The sequence below is a fragment of the Vibrio sp. 10N.286.49.C3 genome (genome assembly GCF_041469545.1).
Classification (GTDB): domain Bacteria; phylum Pseudomonadota; class Gammaproteobacteria; order Enterobacterales; family Vibrionaceae; genus Vibrio; species Vibrio tasmaniensis_A.
Window position 1 is genome coordinate 236,022 of record NZ_JBFRKT010000009.1, and the last position, 15,314, is coordinate 251,335.

Below are 15,314 nucleotides of genomic sequence, written 5' to 3' on the forward strand. Positions count from 1 at the left end.
CTAGAGTATAGCAGTCGCCATTTTTGGATTTTTTTCTAGCCATAGATAGACAAAATATGGTATAAAGCGCGCCGGACATCAGGACTGTTTTCTCCAATTGGCGAAACAAGCTTTGTGTCCACTAACTTATTTCTTTAAATCACACACATTCCGACACATGTTCCGGGGTGCCTCAACAACACAGATAACGGCTGAAAAGTGGTTAGTTGTTAGGGGTCGGATTCATGGGGGATGTGGAGGCCTAACCCCATAGAGGATTTTAAAATGGCAACTGTATCAATGCGCGATATGCTTAAAGCTGGTGTTCACTTCGGTCACCAAACTCGTTACTGGAACCCAAAAATGAAGCCATTCATCTTTGGTGCTCGTAACAAAGTACATATCATCAACCTAGAAAAAACTGTACCAATGTTCAACGACGCTCTAGCTGAAATCGCTAAAGTTGGCGAGAAGAAAGGTAAAGTTCTTTTTGTTGGTACTAAGCGCGCTGCATCTGAAGCTGTTAAAGAAGCTGCTATCAACAGCAACCAGTTCTACGTTAACAACCGCTGGTTAGGCGGTATGCTAACGAACTACAAAACTGTTCGTCAGTCTATCAAGCGTCTGAAAGAACTTGAAGCGCAAGCTCAAGACGGTACTTTCGACAAGCTTACTAAGAAAGAAGCTCTAATGCGCACTCGTGAAATGGAGAAGCTAGAGAAGTCTCTTGGTGGTATCAAGAACATGGGCGGCCTTCCAGACGCTCTATTCGTTATCGATGCTGATCACGAACACATCGCAGTTAAAGAAGCAAACAACCTAGGTATCCCAGTTTACGCTGTAGTTGATACTAACTCTAACCCAGACGGTGTTGACTTCGTTATCCCTGGTAACGATGATGCAATCCGTGCAGTACAGCTTTACCTAAACGCTGCTGCAGACGCGGTTAAAGAAGGTCGTAACAAAGATGTTGCTGCTGTAGCTGCTGAAAAAGACGGTTTTGTAGAAGCTGAATAATAGCGGCTCTGAGCCATATTTAGTTCATATTAAGCGGTCATAATCGATGGCTTAAGAACTGAATACAGTCAATATCAGGGGCCAATTAATTAGGCCCCTGTTTTTTATCTTTTTTAGAATTTACTGAGGAATAGAGAATGGCAACTGTAACTGCAGCTCTAGTTAAAGAACTTCGTGAACGCACAGCTGCGGGCATGATGGAATGTAAAAAAGCGCTTGTTGCTGCTGAAGGCGACATCGAGCTAGCAATTGAAAACATGCGTAAATCTGGCGCAGCGAAAGCAGCTAAAAAAGCTGGTAACGTTGCTGCTGAAGGCGCAATCATCATTAAAGAAGAAGCTGGCGTTGCTGCTCTTCTTGAAGTGAACTGCCAAACTGATTTCGTAGCTAAAGATGCAGGTTTCCTTGCATTCGCTAACGAAGTTGCTGAAGTTGCTCTAGCTGAACGTCTAGACATCGTTGCACTTCAAGCTAAGTTTGAAGACGCACGTATCGCTCTAGTAACTAAGATCGGTGAGAACATCAGCATCCGTCGTGTTGAGCTTGTTGAAGGTGTTGCACTAGCTTCTTACCGTCACGGCGAGAAAATCGGTGTTGTTGTTGGCGGTGAAGGCGAAGCTGAAACGCTTAAGCACATCGCTATGCACGTTGCTGCTTCTAAGCCTGAGTACGTTAACCCATCTGACGTACCTGCTGACGTAGTAGAAAAAGAAAAAGCTGTTCAAGTTGAAATCGCTATGAACGAAGGCAAACCACAAGAGATCGCTGAGAAAATGGTTATCGGCCGTATGAAGAAATTCACGGGCGAAGTATCTCTTACTGGTCAAGCTTTCATCATGGAACCTAAGAAAACTGTTGCTGACATTCTTAAAGAGAAAGGCGCATCAGTTACTACCTTCGTTCGTTTAGAAGTCGGTGAAGGTATCGAGAAAGCAGCTGAAATGAGCTTCGCAGACGAAGTTGCAGCGGTACAAAAAGGTTAATCCTTAGCGTATTGTTTGAAAAGAGACCGTGGCAAATGCTGCGGTCTTTTTATGAATAATGAATTATTTCCGGCTTTTAGCTGTTATGAATGCAAACTGAGCTCTTCAGTTTTTATCCATGACTGTTAATCATCAACTCTTTGGAAGGTAAGCTCCATGACTACGAACCCTAAACCAGCGTATCAACGTATTCTGTTAAAACTTAGCGGTGAAGCGCTACAAGGCGAAGAAGGTTTTGGTATTGACCCAACGATCCTTGATCGTATGGCTCAAGAAGTAAAAGAATTGGTTGAACTAGGCGTTCAAGTTGGTGTTGTTATCGGTGGTGGTAACCTTTTCCGTGGCGCAGGCCTAGCAGAAGCGGGTATGAACCGTGTTGTTGGTGACCATATGGGGATGCTTGCAACGGTAATGAACGGCCTTGCTATGCGTGACGCACTACACCGTGCTTACGTAAACGCACGTGTAATGTCAGCAATTCCTCTTAAAGGTGTATGTGACGACTACAACTGGGCAGATGCAATCAGCCAACTACGTCAAGGTCGTGTTGTGATCTTCTCTGCTGGTACTGGTAACCCATTCTTTACTACAGACTCTGCTGCATGTTTACGCGGTATCGAAATCGAAGCTGACGTAGTTCTAAAAGCAACAAAAGTAGATGGTGTATTTACTGCTGACCCAGTAGCAAACCCAGACGCAGAGTTGTATGATACGTTGTCTTACAACACAATTCTTGAGAAAGAATTGAAAGTAATGGACTTGGCCGCATTTACGCTAGCACGTGACCACAAAATGCCAATCCGTGTATTTAACATGAATAAGCCAGGCGCACTACGTCGCGTGGTTATGGGTGAAACTGAAGGTACATTAATCAGCGACGCTGACTAATTTTTCGGGCTTACTGAAGTATAATGCTTCGGTAAGCTTATCCTTATCACTCCAAATAAAAAGCTTTCTTGAAGAAAGAACATAATCAAGGTGAAATTGTGATTAACGAAATCAAAAAAGACGCTCAAGAGCGCATGGTAAAAAGTGTTGATGCACTAAAAAACAGCCTACAAAAAATCCGTACAGGCCGTGCTCACCCGAGCCTACTTTCTGGTCTTACTGTTGAGTACTACGGTGCACCAACGCCTTTGACTCAAGTAGCTAACGTTATTGCTGAAGACGCACGTACACTAGCAATTACAGTGTTTGATAAAACACTGACTCCTCTTGTTGAAAAAGCAATCATGACTTCTGACCTAGGCTTAAACCCTATGTCTGCAGGTACGGTTATTCGCGTTCCACTTCCACCGCTTACGGAAGAGCGTCGTAAAGACCTAGTTAAAATCGTTCGTGGCGAAGCTGAAGGTGGCCGTGTTGCTATTCGTAACATCCGTCGTGACGCGAATGGCGATCTAAAAGCGCTTCTTAAAGACAAAGAAATTTCAGAAGACGAAGATCGTAAAGCACAAGACGAAATTCAAAAGCTAACTGACGCTGCGGTTAAGAACGTAGACGAAGTTCTAGCAGTTAAAGAAAAAGAGTTGATGGAAGTTTAATTTTCCATATTCTTTTCTTTCAGGAAAAACGCTGTACTCACGGTGCAGCGTTTTTTTATGCTATTCTGTTCGACTATTAGAATTTGATTCACTCTTTTATGCATAATTCTCAAGCGTTCACAGACTCTCTTCCTAAACACATTGCTATCATTATGGATGGTAATGGTCGCTGGGCAAAAGCTCAGGGTAAGCCTCGTGTCTTTGGTCATAAAAATGGCGTTCAAGCTGTTCGAAAAACCATATCTTCAGCAGCCAGACTTGGCATTAAAGCCGTAACTCTTTTTGCTTTTAGTAGTGAAAATTGGCGTCGTCCTGAAGAAGAAGTGGGTCTCTTGATGGAACTGTTTATTTCAGTGCTATCGAGTGAAGTAAAAAAGCTTCATAAAAATAATCTACAACTTCGTGTTATTGGTGATAAAAGTCGTTTTAATGAGCGACTACAAAAGAAAATAGAAGAAGCGGAAGCTTTGACTAGCACCAATACGGGTATGGTTATTAATATTGCGGCTAACTACGGCGGTAAGTGGGATATCCAGCAAGCGATGACTTCGATTGCTCAACAGGTTAAGTCTGGCGATATTAATGTAGAAGACATTGATGAAGCTATGATTACACAACACCTGACGATGGCAGATATTCCAGAAGTCGATCTACTTATCCGCACCAGTGGCGAGTGCCGCATTAGTAACTTTATGCTTTGGCAATTAGCTTACGCCGAAATGTATTTCACTGAACAATTCTGGCCAGACTTTAATGAAGACAGCTTAGTAGAAGCTGTGACTTGGTTTGTAAACCGCGAGCGTCGTTTTGGATGCACCGGTGAGCAAATTAAAGCTCTGATGGACAGTTAATAAGGATTTTTTTGGTTTGAAACAACGAATTATTACGGCGTTGATTTTAGCTCCCCTAGTTATTCTAGGTATTTTCGAGTTATCACTTCCCACGTTTATTCTTTCACTAGCAGTAATCTCGCTATTGGGTTTTTGGGAGTGGACTCAGTTTGTTGAAAGCAAATCACGTTATTTAGCGTTGATTCCAACAGTTGTGGTAAGTGCTGCAAGTTTTGCTTTTATACCTTTTGATGCATTTAGCCTTAATAACTTATCGGGTGCTCACTACGCCATTCTAACGATTGGTTCAATTTGGTGGGTAATCGCGAGTGGTATGGCAGTGACTTATCCTAAGTCTATGCCAGCATGGAAAGACTCATCCATTCTTCGTCACGCATTTGGCGTGCTGACTTTGCTACCATTCTTCTGGAGTGTGGTTATCCTGCGTGCTAACGGTATCGATGTTGATCCTTACCACGGCGCAAAATTGGTGATGTTCGTTTGCTTGCTTGTTTGGGCTGCGGACAGTGGTGCTTACTTTTCAGGAAAGAGCTTTGGCAAGCGCAAAATGGCCCCTGCGGTGAGTCCTAATAAAACGATTGAAGGTCTTATTGGTGGCATCATTACAGCAGTGATCGTGGCCTGGATCTTTGCTGACTTGTTTGATATCCAATTTACAAGCCCTCTCCACATGATTGTTATTACTCTTGTGACCGTCGTTATTTCTGTTCTTGGTGATCTTGTTGAAAGCATGTTTAAACGTGTTTCTGGGGTGAAAGACAGCAGTAATCTGATTCCTGGTCATGGTGGTATACTTGATAGAATAGATAGCTTAACGGCTGCGTTCCCTGTCTTTGCTCTGCTTTATTTAGCATTCTAATAAAAAAGGGCAGTGATTCTGCCCTTTATTACATTTCTACGGTCATATGTGATGCGAAATCTAACTATCCTTGGCGCTACCGGCTCAATTGGTGCAAGTACACTAAAAGTCGTTGAACAAAACCCAGAACTCTATTCGGTTGTAGCAATGGCTGCAGGCTCGAATGTTGAAAAGATGCTGGCGTTAGTTGAAAAGTGGCAACCAAGCTATGTTGCTATGGCTTGCCCTGATGCAGCATCTAAGCTGACTGAAGTGTTGTCTACAAATTACCCAAACATCAAAGTTCTTTCTGGTTCTGAAGGCATGTGTCAGGTCGCTTCTCTAGATGAAGTGGACACGGTAATGGCTGCTATTGTGGGTGCGGCAGGTTTGCTTCCTACGATGTCAGCAGTTAAAGCGGGCAAGCGTATCTTACTTGCTAATAAAGAAGCCTTAGTGATGTCAGGGCAGTTGTTCATCGACGCAGTCGAAAAATATGGCGCTGAGCTACTTCCTGTCGATAGTGAACACAATGCTATCTTTCAATGCTTACCGCAAAATGTACAAACCAATCTAGGTCGTTGTAATCTGGAAGAGAACGGTATCAACCATATTCTCTTGACGGGTTCTGGCGGCCCTTTCCGCTATACCGATGTCGCAGAGCTTGAATCCGTTACTCCTGAGCGTGCTATTGCACACCCTAACTGGTCAATGGGCCCTAAAATCTCTGTCGATTCAGCAACTATGATGAATAAAGGCTTAGAGTACATTGAGGCGAAATGGCTATTTAATGCCTCTCAAGAGCAACTCAAAGTTATTATCCACCCTCAGTCTGTGATTCATTCTATGGTTCAGTACAAGGATGGCTCGGTGCTCGCTCAAATGGGCGAACCCGATATGGCAACGCCAATCGCTTTGACGATGTCTTATCCTGAACGCACAGAAGCGGGTGTTAAGCCACTGGATTTCACAAAAGTGGGCGAGCTTACCTTCTTAGAGCCTGATTTAACTCGTTACCCATGTTTGAGATTAGCCATTGAGGCGTGCTATTTGGGTCAGCATGCAACAACAGCGATTAATGCGGCAAACGAAATTGCAGTCGATGCTTTCTTGAACAATCAAGTGAAGTTTACCGATATTGCTATCATTAACGAGCATGTTATGAACAAAGTATGTGAACAACATAACTCTGAGGGCTTAGATAGCTTGGAAAGCCTTCTCGAGCTCGATAATATGTCTCGTCAAATAGCCATTCAATTTATAAAAGAGCAGCTAGCATGAGTGGAATTCTGTGGAACTTCGCATCCTTTATTGTAGCGCTTGGTATTCTGGTCGCTGTTCATGAATTTGGACACTTCTGGGTTGCTCGTCGTTGCGGTGTGAAAGTAGAAAAATTCTCGATTGGTTTTGGTAAATCGATCTGGAGTAAAGTTGGCCGCGATGGCACAGAGTACAGCTTGTCTGTCATTCCATTGGGCGGCTACGTTAAGATGCTTGATGGTCGTGTTGATGATCTTTCTGAAGACGAACAGCAATACGCTTTTGATAAGAAACCGTTGTGGAAACGAACAGCAATTGTGGGTGCAGGTCCAGCATTCAACTTTATATTTGCCGTGTTCGCATATTGGCTGGTTTTTTTGATTGGTGTACCAGCGGTTAAGCCTGTGATTGGAGAGGTAACACCTCAATCTATCGTGGCACAAGCCGGAATTGAAAGTGGAATGGAACTTAAATCTATTTCAGGAATCAAAACCGCAGATTGGGAATCAGTAAACTTGGGTTTGATATCACATATTGGTGATGAGTCCATGACTGTAACGGTTTCTTCTCAAGACGACATCGGCTTTGAACAACAGATAACATTGGATATTTCTGACTGGTCGTTCAACCCAGAAACTGAGTCAGCAATGACAACGCTTGGTTTTAGACCCTATTCTCCAGAGATATCGACAGTGCTCGCTCAAGTTATTGATGACGGTGCTGCCTATTCTGCAGGGCTAGAATCTGGCGATAAAATTGTCGAAATTAATGGTCAGCCTATTGAACAGTGGAAGTCGGTTGTTGAATTAATCCGTTCACACCCAATGATGCCCTTGGACCTTGTCGTATTACGAAATGGTGTTGAGCGGTCATTGGTTATGACGCCGAATAGTCGCGAATTTTCTGATGGTTCTACAATCGGCTATGCGGGTATTGCTCCCGAAGTCGCAGAATGGCCAGAAGATTATCGCTTTGAGTTACAATTTGGTGTAATTGAGTCTGTAGGAAAAGCATTTGATAAAACAGGTCAAATCATAGGTTTGACACTGACAATGCTTAAGAAGCTTATCGTTGGTGATGTTGGCTTAAATAACTTGAGTGGCCCAATTTCAATTGCTAAAGGCGCAGGGGCAACCGCCGATTACGGTTTGGTTTACTTCTTAGGTTTTTTAGCTCTGATTAGTGTTAACTTGGGTATTATTAATTTAGTTCCGCTGCCTATGCTTGATGGCGGACATTTGCTCTTTTTCGCTATTGAGGCCGTTACTCGTAAACCTGTACCTGAAAAAGTTCAAGAAATGGGATACAGAGTGGGAGGCGCAATCCTCTTCTCTTTGATGGCTCTGGCAATATTTAATGATTTTACTCGTCTGTGAATGGTTTCTCACAGGCATTGGTAGTAGCAAGGAATAATTAGAATAAGTATGGCGATTAAGCAAATTCTGTTCGCAAGTCTATTGGCCACTAGTGTGGCTGCGAACGGAGCACAAAACTTTGTAGTTCAAGATATCAAGATCGAAGGTTTACAGCGTGTTGCACTTGGTGCAGCTCTACTGAAAATGCCAGTACGTATTGGCGATGAAGTGGATGACGGCGATGTGTCTGAGATCATTCGTGCACTGTATGCTTCAGGCAACTTTGAGGACGTTAAAGTTCTTCGCGATGATGATGTTTTAGTTGTTCAAGTCAAAGAACGACCGACCATCGCAAGTATCTCATTCTCAGGTAACAAGGCGATCAAAGAAGAACAACTTCAGCAGAACCTAGATGCATCTGGTGTTCGTGAAGGTGAAGCCCTTGACCGTACTACACTGAGTAACATTGAGAAGGGCCTTGAAGATTTCTACTACAGTGTTGGTAAATACAACGCGACAGTAAAAGCCGTAGTGACGCCTCTGCCTCGTAACCGTTCTGACCTTAAGTTTGTGTTTACTGAGGGCGTGTCCGCTAAGATTCAGCAAATTAACTTTATCGGTAACGAAGTTTTCTCTGACGCTGATCTACTTAGTCGTTTCAACTTGAACGTTGATGTTGCATGGTGGAATTTCCTTGCGGATGAAAAATACCAGAAGCAAGTACTGGCTGGTGATATCGAAGCGTTGAAATCTTACTACCTTGACCGTGGTTACCTTAAATTTAAGGTGGATTCGACTCAGGTTGCGATCTCTCCTGATAAGAAAGGTGTTTACATCACGCTAGGCCTAGATGAAGGCGAAGCTTATACCGTTAAAGATGTCTCTTTCCGTGGTGAGCTTATCGGCCGCGAGGCTGACTTCGAAGCGTTAGTGCCATTCGAAGATGGCGATACATATAACGGTTCTTCTGTAACGTCTTTAGAAGAGGGCGTGAAACGAATTCTAGGCGAAGCTGGCTATGCGTACCCACAAGTTCGTACGATTCCTGAATTTGACGATGAGACCAAAGAAGTGTCGTTGGTTATCAATGTAGAAGCGGGCAGCCGTATCTACGTTCGTGATATTCGATTCACGGGTAACAACTCAACGAAAGATGAAGTACTGCGTCGTGAAATGCGTCAAATGGAAGGCAGCTGGCTGAACTCCAAGTCGATTGATACAGGTAAGAACCGTCTTAACCGTTTAGGCTTTTTTGAAACGGTCGATGTGCAAACGGTACGTGTTCCTGGCAGTGAAGACCAAGTGGATCTGGTTTACAACGTTAAGGAAGCGAACTCGGGTAGCGTCAACTTCGGTGTTGGCTACGGTACTGAATCGGGTGTCAGCTTCCAGGTTGGTTTACAGCAAGATAACTTTGCAGGTTCTGGTAACCGTGTTGGCGTAAGCGCCATGATGAACGATTACCAAAAGAATGTGAGCTTAGACTACCGCGACCCATACTGGAACCTTGATGGTGTGAGTATGGGAGGGAAAATCTTCTACAACGAATTTGAAGCCTCTGAAGCGGGTATTGTCGATTATACCAACCAAAGTTATGGTACGAGCTTAACATGGGGTTTCCCTATGGATGAGCTGAACCGTCTCGAGTTTGGTTTTGGTTATACGCACAACAAAATCGGTAACGTTCCTACCTATATTCAAGTTGAACAGTTTGCGAGAAGTATTGACCAATACGGTGATGAGCATATCTTAACCGATGACTTCGATATCAATATCTCTTGGACGCGCAACAACCTTAACCGTGGCTTCTTCCCTACTGAAGGTAACCACCAACGTGCTTTCGCGAAAATAACCGTACCAGGCTCGGATGCGAAATACTTCAAAGCGCAATACGATGTAAAACATTACATTCCGTTGACTAAAAAGCATGAGTTCACACTATTGATGCGTGGTCGATTAGGCTATGGTAACGGTTATGGTCAAACGGATGGTAATGATAACTTGTTCCCATTCTACGAAAACTACTACGCGGGTGGTTTTACAACACTACGTGGTTTTGGTTCTAACTCAGCTGGTCCAAAAGCTGTTTACGGAAATAGCACGGGCAACAACCCGACGTACAATTCTGCAACCGATGATTCGGTTGGTGGTAATGCGGTTGCTTTGGCTAGCGTAGAGTTAATCGTACCAACACCGTTTGCTTCTGATGAAGCGCGCAGTCAGATTCGAACTAGCGTGTTCTTCGATATGGCAAGTGTATGGGATACCGAATTCGTAGACCGTGGCGCACCGAATAGCGGTCAACAGTACTACTACGATTACTCTGACCCAACAAATTACCGTTCATCTTATGGTGCCGCTCTTCAGTGGATGTCACCGATGGGACCATTGGTTTTCTCTCTAGCGAAACCAATCAAAATCTACGAAGGTGATGACGAAGAATTCTTCACATTCACCATTGGTAGAACTTTCTAATCTTTAAAGGACAATATTTTGAAAAATATGATTAAAGCAGCAGGTTTAGGCCTTGTAGTTCTTAGCTCTTCTTTCTTTGCAACAGCGGCTGAAGCTGCGCAAAAAGTGGGCTATGTAAATACTGCACAAGTATTCCAGGCTCTACCTCAGCGTGAAGTTGTTCTTCAAAAAATGCAGGAAGAGTTCAAAGATAAAGCTGCTGAGCTTCAAAGTATCCAAGCTGAAGCTAAGACTAAGATTGAAAAGCTTAAGCGTGATGGTGAGCTATTAGGGCCTGATGAAGTAGAGAAACTTCGTATTGAAGTCGGCCAACTAGATAGCAAATACAAAATCAAAGCTCAAGCACTAGAAAAAGCAAGCCAACGTCGTGAAGCACAAGAGAAGCAGAAGCTATTCAAAGTAATTCAAGATGCTGTAACTAAAGTTGCAGAGAAAGAAGGCTACGACATGATCGTTGATATTCAAGCTCTGCAGTACGGCAAGCCAGAATACAACATCTCTGAAAAAGTAATTAAATCACTGAAATAAGTTTTATGAAGAATCTGACCTTAGCCGAATTGGCAACGATTACCGGTGGAGAGCTACACGGAGACGGTACAGTTACCGTTTCAGCAGTCGCTCCTATGGATAAAGCGCAAGAAGGAAATATTACGTTCCTTTCGAACGTGAAGTACAGCAAGCACCTTGGTGACTGTAAAGCATCCGCTATTATGGTTAAAGAGAGCGAGCGTGAACTGTGTAAGACCAACATTATTGTGGTCAGCGACCCTTATGTTGCTTTTGCTAAGGTTGCTCAAGCGCTTGATTCCACGCCAGCGCCAGCTACGGGTATTGCTGATTCTGCTTCAATTTCAGGCGACGCGACCATTGGACAAAATGTGTCTATTGGTGCCAATGCTGTGATTGAAACTGGCGTAGTGCTTGGTGATGACGTCGTTATCGGTGCTGGTTGCTTTATTGGTCAAAATGCAAAAATTGGCGCAGGTACTAAGCTTTGGGCTAACGTAAGTGTTTACCATGAAGTGGTGATTGGCGAAGCATGTTTGATTCAATCTAGTACAGTGATTGGATCCGATGGTTTTGGTTATGCGAATGAGAAAGGCGAGTGGGTTAAGATCCCGCAAGTCGGTTCAGTTCGTGTTGGTAACCGCGTAGAAATCGGCGCGTGTACTACCGTTGACCGTGGCGCATTAGATGACACTATTATTGAAGATAACGTTATCTTAGATAACCAACTTCAGATAGCTCATAATGTTCACATCGGATATGGTTCTGCTATTGCAGGTGGTACTATCATCGCCGGCAGCACAACGATAGGTAAGTACTGTATTATTGGTGGCGGTTGTGTGATTAATGGTCATATAGAAATCGTTGACGGCGTTACAATCACCGGTATGGGGATGGTAATGCGCAGTATCACCGAAAAAGGCATGTACTCTTCAGGTATTCCTTTGCAGCCAAATAAAGATTGGCGTAAAACAGCAACGCGAGTTCATCGTATTGATGAAATGAACAAGCGTTTGAAAACCGTTGAAAAACTTATCGAGAACAGCGCGGAATCATAATTCCAGCATTTCTAATAAAAGGCTCGCGTACAGCGAGTCTTTTTCGTTTATAATCCTTCTCATTAAATAAAGAATATACATAGGAATACGACTTTGACTACTGAACAGACAACGATGAACATTACTGAAATTCAGGAACTATTACCTCATCGCTACCCATTCTTAATGGTTGATCGTGTGACTAGCTTTGAAAAAGAAAAGACACTGACTGCGATTAAGAATGTTTCTGTTAACGAACCTCAGTTCACAGGCCACTTCCCACAACTTCCTGTATTCCCAGGTGTGTTGATCTTAGAAGCAATGGCGCAAGCAACAGGTCTTCTAGCATTTAAATCTTTTGGTGCTCCTTCTGGTAATGAGCTTTACTACTTTGCTAGCGTAGATAAAGCGAAGTTCCGCAAGCCAGTAGTGCCAGGTGACCAATTGGTTATCGAAGTTGAGTTCTTAAAAGAACGTCGTGGCATTGCATCGTTTAACGGTGTAGCGAAAGTTGACGGCGTAGTTGTATGTTCAGCTGAACTTAAATGTGCTCGTAGAGAGTTTTAATATGATTCATGAAACAGCGAAAATTCACCCGGCAGCAGTAATCGAAGGTGATGTAACTATCGGTGCTAACGTGACGGTTGGTCCTTTCACTTACATTGCTGGTAACGTGACAATTGGTGACGACACTGAAGTGATGTCGCATGTTGTGATCAAAGGTCACACGACAATTGGTAAGCAAAACCGAATCTTCCCACACGCAGTGATTGGAGAAGAAAACCAAGATAAGAAATACGGTGGTGAAGATACGACTGTTGTGATCGGTGACCGTAATGTGATTCGTGAAGCAGTTCAGATCCACCGTGGTACAACTCAAGACAAAGCTACCACTGTGATTGGCGATGACAACTTACTTTGTGTAAATGCTCACGTAGCGCACGATGTTATTGTTGGTAACCATACTCACATTGGTAACAATGCTATTCTTGGTGGCCACGTAACCGTTGGTGATTATGCTGGTGTTATGGCATTGTCTGCTATTCACCCATTTTGTTCTATTGGTGCTTACGCTTACATTGGCGGCTGTTCTGCGGTTGTTCAAGATGTACTTCCTTACGTACTTGCTCAAGGTAACCACGCAGCGCCATTCGGCCTCAACCTAGTGGGCTTGAAGCGTAACGGGTTTGAGAAACCAGAAATTCGAGCATTACAGAAAGCGTACAAAGAGTTATACCGTTCAGGCAAAACACTTGAAGAAGCGAAAGCCGCTTTAGTTGAAATGGCGAAAGAGTTTGCTTCGGTAACTCCTATGTTAGAAATGCTAGAGAGCTCTGAGCGCGGTATTATTCGTTAATACTTGATGTGGTTATGTACCAATCAATATGAGTATGACAATAGTTACCTCGTTAGATTGGTATAACAAAAAGATCGCTACTCGTTAGGCGATCTTTTTTGTTTTAGGCAAGAAGGGAATTAGAAAACTATGGCACAGCAAGAAGCAGCAACCAATAGCTTGGACTTTGTTTCGAATGAACCTCTGCGTGTAGGTATCGTTGTTGGAGAACTCTCTGGTGACACGCTTGGCGAAGGCTTTATTAAAGCGATCAAATCACAATATCCGAATGCTGAATTCGTGGGTATTGGCGGACCAAAAATGAAGGCGCTTGGTTGTGAGTCTCTTTTCGAAATGGAAGAGCTTGCCGTGATGGGGCTTGTAGAAGTGCTTGGTCGTTTACCTCGCTTGCTAAAAGTGAAAGCGGAGCTAGTTAAGTACTTTACTCAAAACCCGCCAGATGTCTTCGTCGGTATCGATGCGCCAGACTTTAATCTAAGACTTGAATTAGATCTTAAGAACGCGGGCATTAAGACTGTTCATTATGTCAGCCCTTCAGTCTGGGCATGGCGTCCAAAGCGTATCTTTAAAATCGACAAAGCAACCGATTTGGTACTGGCTTTCTTACCATTCGAAAAAGCGTTTTATGATAAATATAACGTTGCTTGTGAATTCGTTGGCCACACGTTGGCTGATACCATTCCACTGGAGCCGAATAAGAAAGAGGCTCGCGATCTTTTAGGTTTAGATCAAGATAAGACGTGGTTAGCGGTATTGCCAGGTAGCCGTGGTGGTGAAATGAGTTTGATTGCTCAACCATTTATCGAAACTTGTCAGCGCATTAAGCAAAAGTACTCTGATATCAATTTTGTTGTTGCATTGGTTAATGAACAGCGCAAGAAACAGTTTACAGAGATCTGGCAATCGACGGCACCTGAACTTGAATTTACCTTGGTAGAAGATACGGCTACCAATGTGATTACTGCTGCTGATTCTGTTTTGTTAGCTTCTGGTACTGTTGCTCTTGAGTGTATGTTGCTGAAACGCCCAATGGTCGTTGGCTACAAGGTCAACAAGCTCACTGGCTATATCGTTAAGAAATTGTCGATCACAGAATTTGTCTCGTTACCGAATATCCTAGCGGGTGAAGAAATCGTAAAAGAACACATTCTTGAGGAGTGTCACCCAGATTACCTTTTCCCATCGGTCGATAAGATGCTTTCAACTGACAACGCGCCACTTATTGAACGCTTTACTGAAATGCATCACTGGATTCGTAAAGATGCTGATAAACAGGCAGCTAACGCAGTTCTGAAATTGATCGGTCGAGAGTGTGTTGAATCATAAAGTGCTTCTTTCAAAAGCATTTGCTTAAAAGTTACAAAGAGAATTGTCATGGCAGTAAAAGAGAAAAAAGAATTTCCTCCTTTTGAGTATCCTCAAGGCTACCAGTTATTCGCTGGTGTTGATGAAGTGGGGCGTGGGCCGTTAGTTGGTGATGTAGTTACCGCCGCGGTTATCCTCGATCCGAATAACCCAATCGAAGGCTTGAACGATTCCAAAAAACTGTCTGAGAAAAAGCGCCTTGCTCTGCTTCCTGAAATTAAAGAGAAAGCCTTGGCATGGTCTGTGGGTCGTTGTTCCCCACCAGAAATTGATGAGTTGAATATCTTACAAGCGACTATGGTAGCTATGCAGCGTGCTATTGCCGGGCTGAGTGTTCAACCTGATATGGCGCTAATAGATGGAAACCGAGTCCCTGAGCTACCGATGGCCGGTCTGGCTATTGTGAAAGGGGATTTACGGGTGGCTGAAATCAGCGCAGCGTCTATCATCGCTAAAGTGGTTCGTGACCAAGAGATGGAAGAACTTGATAAGCTTCATCCAGAGTTTGGTTTTGCTAAACATAAAGGTTACCCGACAAAAGCGCATTTTGAAGCGATTGAAAAACATGGCGTAACCGAGCATTACCGTAAAAGCTTTAAGCCAGTAAAACGTATTCTTGGCATAGATTAGAGCAAATTGAATAAGCTCTATATAGATTAGAGCTTTACGTTGATTAGCGCTTCCAATTGATTGGATCTTGGCATCGAATAAAGTTGCTTAGTGACGCTAGAAAAAAATAGAATACA

Annotated in this window: 15 protein-coding genes; all 15 read left to right on the forward strand. The window is 43.4% G+C overall.

Annotated features, from left to right (window positions below):
- Window positions 1-264 precede the first annotated feature (264 nt).
- The 15 genes from rpsB (at window position 265) to rnhB (ending at window position 15,198) form a co-directional block, all read left to right on the forward strand.
- Window positions 265-996 carry a 30S ribosomal protein S2 gene (rpsB, locus tag AB4180_RS05615; protein ID WP_009847420.1) on the forward strand — a complete coding sequence of 244 codons (732 nt, stop codon included), beginning with the start codon at window positions 265-267 and terminating at the stop codon, window positions 994-996.
- Between the two features lie 137 nt (window positions 997-1,133).
- On the forward strand, window positions 1,134-1,979 hold the full coding sequence (tsf, locus tag AB4180_RS05620) for a translation elongation factor Ts (RefSeq protein ID WP_102249089.1): 846 nt from the start codon (window positions 1,134-1,136) through the stop codon (window positions 1,977-1,979).
- 156 nt (window positions 1,980-2,135) lie between these two features.
- Window positions 2,136-2,867 carry a UMP kinase gene (gene pyrH / locus AB4180_RS05625; RefSeq protein WP_009847418.1) on the forward strand — a complete coding sequence of 244 codons (732 nt, stop codon included), beginning with the start codon at window positions 2,136-2,138 and terminating at the stop codon, window positions 2,865-2,867.
- Between the two features lie 98 nt (window positions 2,868-2,965).
- Complete coding sequence (gene frr / locus AB4180_RS05630; RefSeq protein WP_009847417.1) at window positions 2,966-3,523, forward strand: ribosome recycling factor; 558 nt, start codon at window positions 2,966-2,968, stop codon at window positions 3,521-3,523.
- A gap of 98 nt (window positions 3,524-3,621) precedes the next feature.
- The gene (locus AB4180_RS05635; protein ID WP_009847415.1) at window positions 3,622-4,374 is read left to right on the forward strand and encodes an isoprenyl transferase; all 753 of its coding nucleotides are present in this window, start codon (window positions 3,622-3,624) and stop codon (window positions 4,372-4,374) included.
- Window positions 4,375-4,390: 16 nt separating this feature from the next.
- The gene (locus AB4180_RS05640) at window positions 4,391-5,233 is read left to right on the forward strand and encodes a phosphatidate cytidylyltransferase (RefSeq protein ID WP_017096810.1); all 843 of its coding nucleotides are present in this window, start codon (window positions 4,391-4,393) and stop codon (window positions 5,231-5,233) included.
- 51 nt (window positions 5,234-5,284) lie between these two features.
- On the forward strand, window positions 5,285-6,493 hold the full coding sequence (gene ispC / locus AB4180_RS05645) for a 1-deoxy-D-xylulose-5-phosphate reductoisomerase (protein ID WP_102249088.1): 1,209 nt from the start codon (window positions 5,285-5,287) through the stop codon (window positions 6,491-6,493).
- A complete protein-coding gene (gene rseP, locus AB4180_RS05650) occupies window positions 6,490-7,848 on the forward strand; it encodes a sigma E protease regulator RseP (RefSeq protein WP_102249087.1) in 1,359 nt (452 codons plus the stop codon). The genes ispC and rseP overlap by 4 nt, the downstream gene beginning before the upstream one ends.
- A gap of 48 nt (window positions 7,849-7,896) precedes the next feature.
- Window positions 7,897-10,302: an outer membrane protein assembly factor BamA gene (bamA, locus tag AB4180_RS05655; protein WP_017096813.1), complete on the forward strand. Its 2,406-nt coding sequence runs from the start codon at window positions 7,897-7,899 to the stop codon at window positions 10,300-10,302.
- Between the two features lie 27 nt (window positions 10,303-10,329).
- Window positions 10,330-10,830 carry an OmpH family outer membrane protein gene (locus tag AB4180_RS05660; RefSeq protein ID WP_009847410.1) on the forward strand — a complete coding sequence of 167 codons (501 nt, stop codon included), beginning with the start codon at window positions 10,330-10,332 and terminating at the stop codon, window positions 10,828-10,830.
- Window positions 10,831-10,835: 5 nt separating this feature from the next.
- Window positions 10,836-11,867 carry a UDP-3-O-(3-hydroxymyristoyl)glucosamine N-acyltransferase gene (gene lpxD / locus AB4180_RS05665; RefSeq protein WP_017096814.1) on the forward strand — a complete coding sequence of 344 codons (1,032 nt, stop codon included), beginning with the start codon at window positions 10,836-10,838 and terminating at the stop codon, window positions 11,865-11,867.
- Window positions 11,868-11,960: 93 nt separating this feature from the next.
- On the forward strand, window positions 11,961-12,413 hold the full coding sequence (gene fabZ / locus AB4180_RS05670; protein WP_009847408.1) for a 3-hydroxyacyl-ACP dehydratase FabZ: 453 nt from the start codon (window positions 11,961-11,963) through the stop codon (window positions 12,411-12,413).
- A 1-nt stretch (window position 12,414) separates the two neighbouring features.
- On the forward strand, window positions 12,415-13,203 hold the full coding sequence (gene lpxA, locus AB4180_RS05675) for an acyl-ACP--UDP-N-acetylglucosamine O-acyltransferase (protein WP_009847407.1): 789 nt from the start codon (window positions 12,415-12,417) through the stop codon (window positions 13,201-13,203).
- A 129-nt stretch (window positions 13,204-13,332) separates the two neighbouring features.
- Window positions 13,333-14,529, forward strand: a complete 1,197-nt coding sequence (lpxB, locus tag AB4180_RS05680; protein ID WP_102249086.1) for a lipid-A-disaccharide synthase — start codon at window positions 13,333-13,335, stop codon at window positions 14,527-14,529.
- A gap of 48 nt (window positions 14,530-14,577) precedes the next feature.
- Entirely contained in the window at window positions 14,578-15,198 is a 621-nt protein-coding gene (rnhB, locus tag AB4180_RS05685; RefSeq protein ID WP_102249085.1) for a ribonuclease HII, read from the forward strand.
- Window positions 15,199-15,314 lie beyond the last annotated feature (116 nt).

Bases quoted from the DNA above. Each gene is read 5' to 3' on its own strand.
- ispC (WP_102249088.1), top strand. From the start codon at position 5,285: ATGCGAAATCTAACTATCCTTGGCGCTACCGGCTCAATTGGTGCAAGT.
- AB4180_RS05635 (WP_009847415.1), top strand. From the start codon at position 3,622: ATGCATAATTCTCAAGCGTTCACAGACTCTCTTCCTAAACACATTGCT.
- lpxB (WP_102249086.1), top strand. From the start codon at position 13,333: ATGGCACAGCAAGAAGCAGCAACCAATAGCTTGGACTTTGTTTCGAAT.
- AB4180_RS05660 (WP_009847410.1), top strand. From the start codon at position 10,330: ATGATTAAAGCAGCAGGTTTAGGCCTTGTAGTTCTTAGCTCTTCTTTC.
- pyrH (WP_009847418.1), top strand. From the start codon at position 2,136: ATGACTACGAACCCTAAACCAGCGTATCAACGTATTCTGTTAAAACTT.
- lpxD (WP_017096814.1), top strand. From the start codon at position 10,836: ATGAAGAATCTGACCTTAGCCGAATTGGCAACGATTACCGGTGGAGAG.
- rpsB (WP_009847420.1), top strand. From the start codon at position 265: ATGGCAACTGTATCAATGCGCGATATGCTTAAAGCTGGTGTTCACTTC.
- tsf (WP_102249089.1), top strand. From the start codon at position 1,134: ATGGCAACTGTAACTGCAGCTCTAGTTAAAGAACTTCGTGAACGCACA.
- rnhB (WP_102249085.1), top strand. From the start codon at position 14,578: ATGGCAGTAAAAGAGAAAAAAGAATTTCCTCCTTTTGAGTATCCTCAA.
- rseP (WP_102249087.1), top strand. From the start codon at position 6,490: ATGAGTGGAATTCTGTGGAACTTCGCATCCTTTATTGTAGCGCTTGGT.
- lpxA (WP_009847407.1), top strand. From the start codon at position 12,415: ATGATTCATGAAACAGCGAAAATTCACCCGGCAGCAGTAATCGAAGGT.
- bamA (WP_017096813.1), top strand. From the start codon at position 7,897: ATGGCGATTAAGCAAATTCTGTTCGCAAGTCTATTGGCCACTAGTGTG.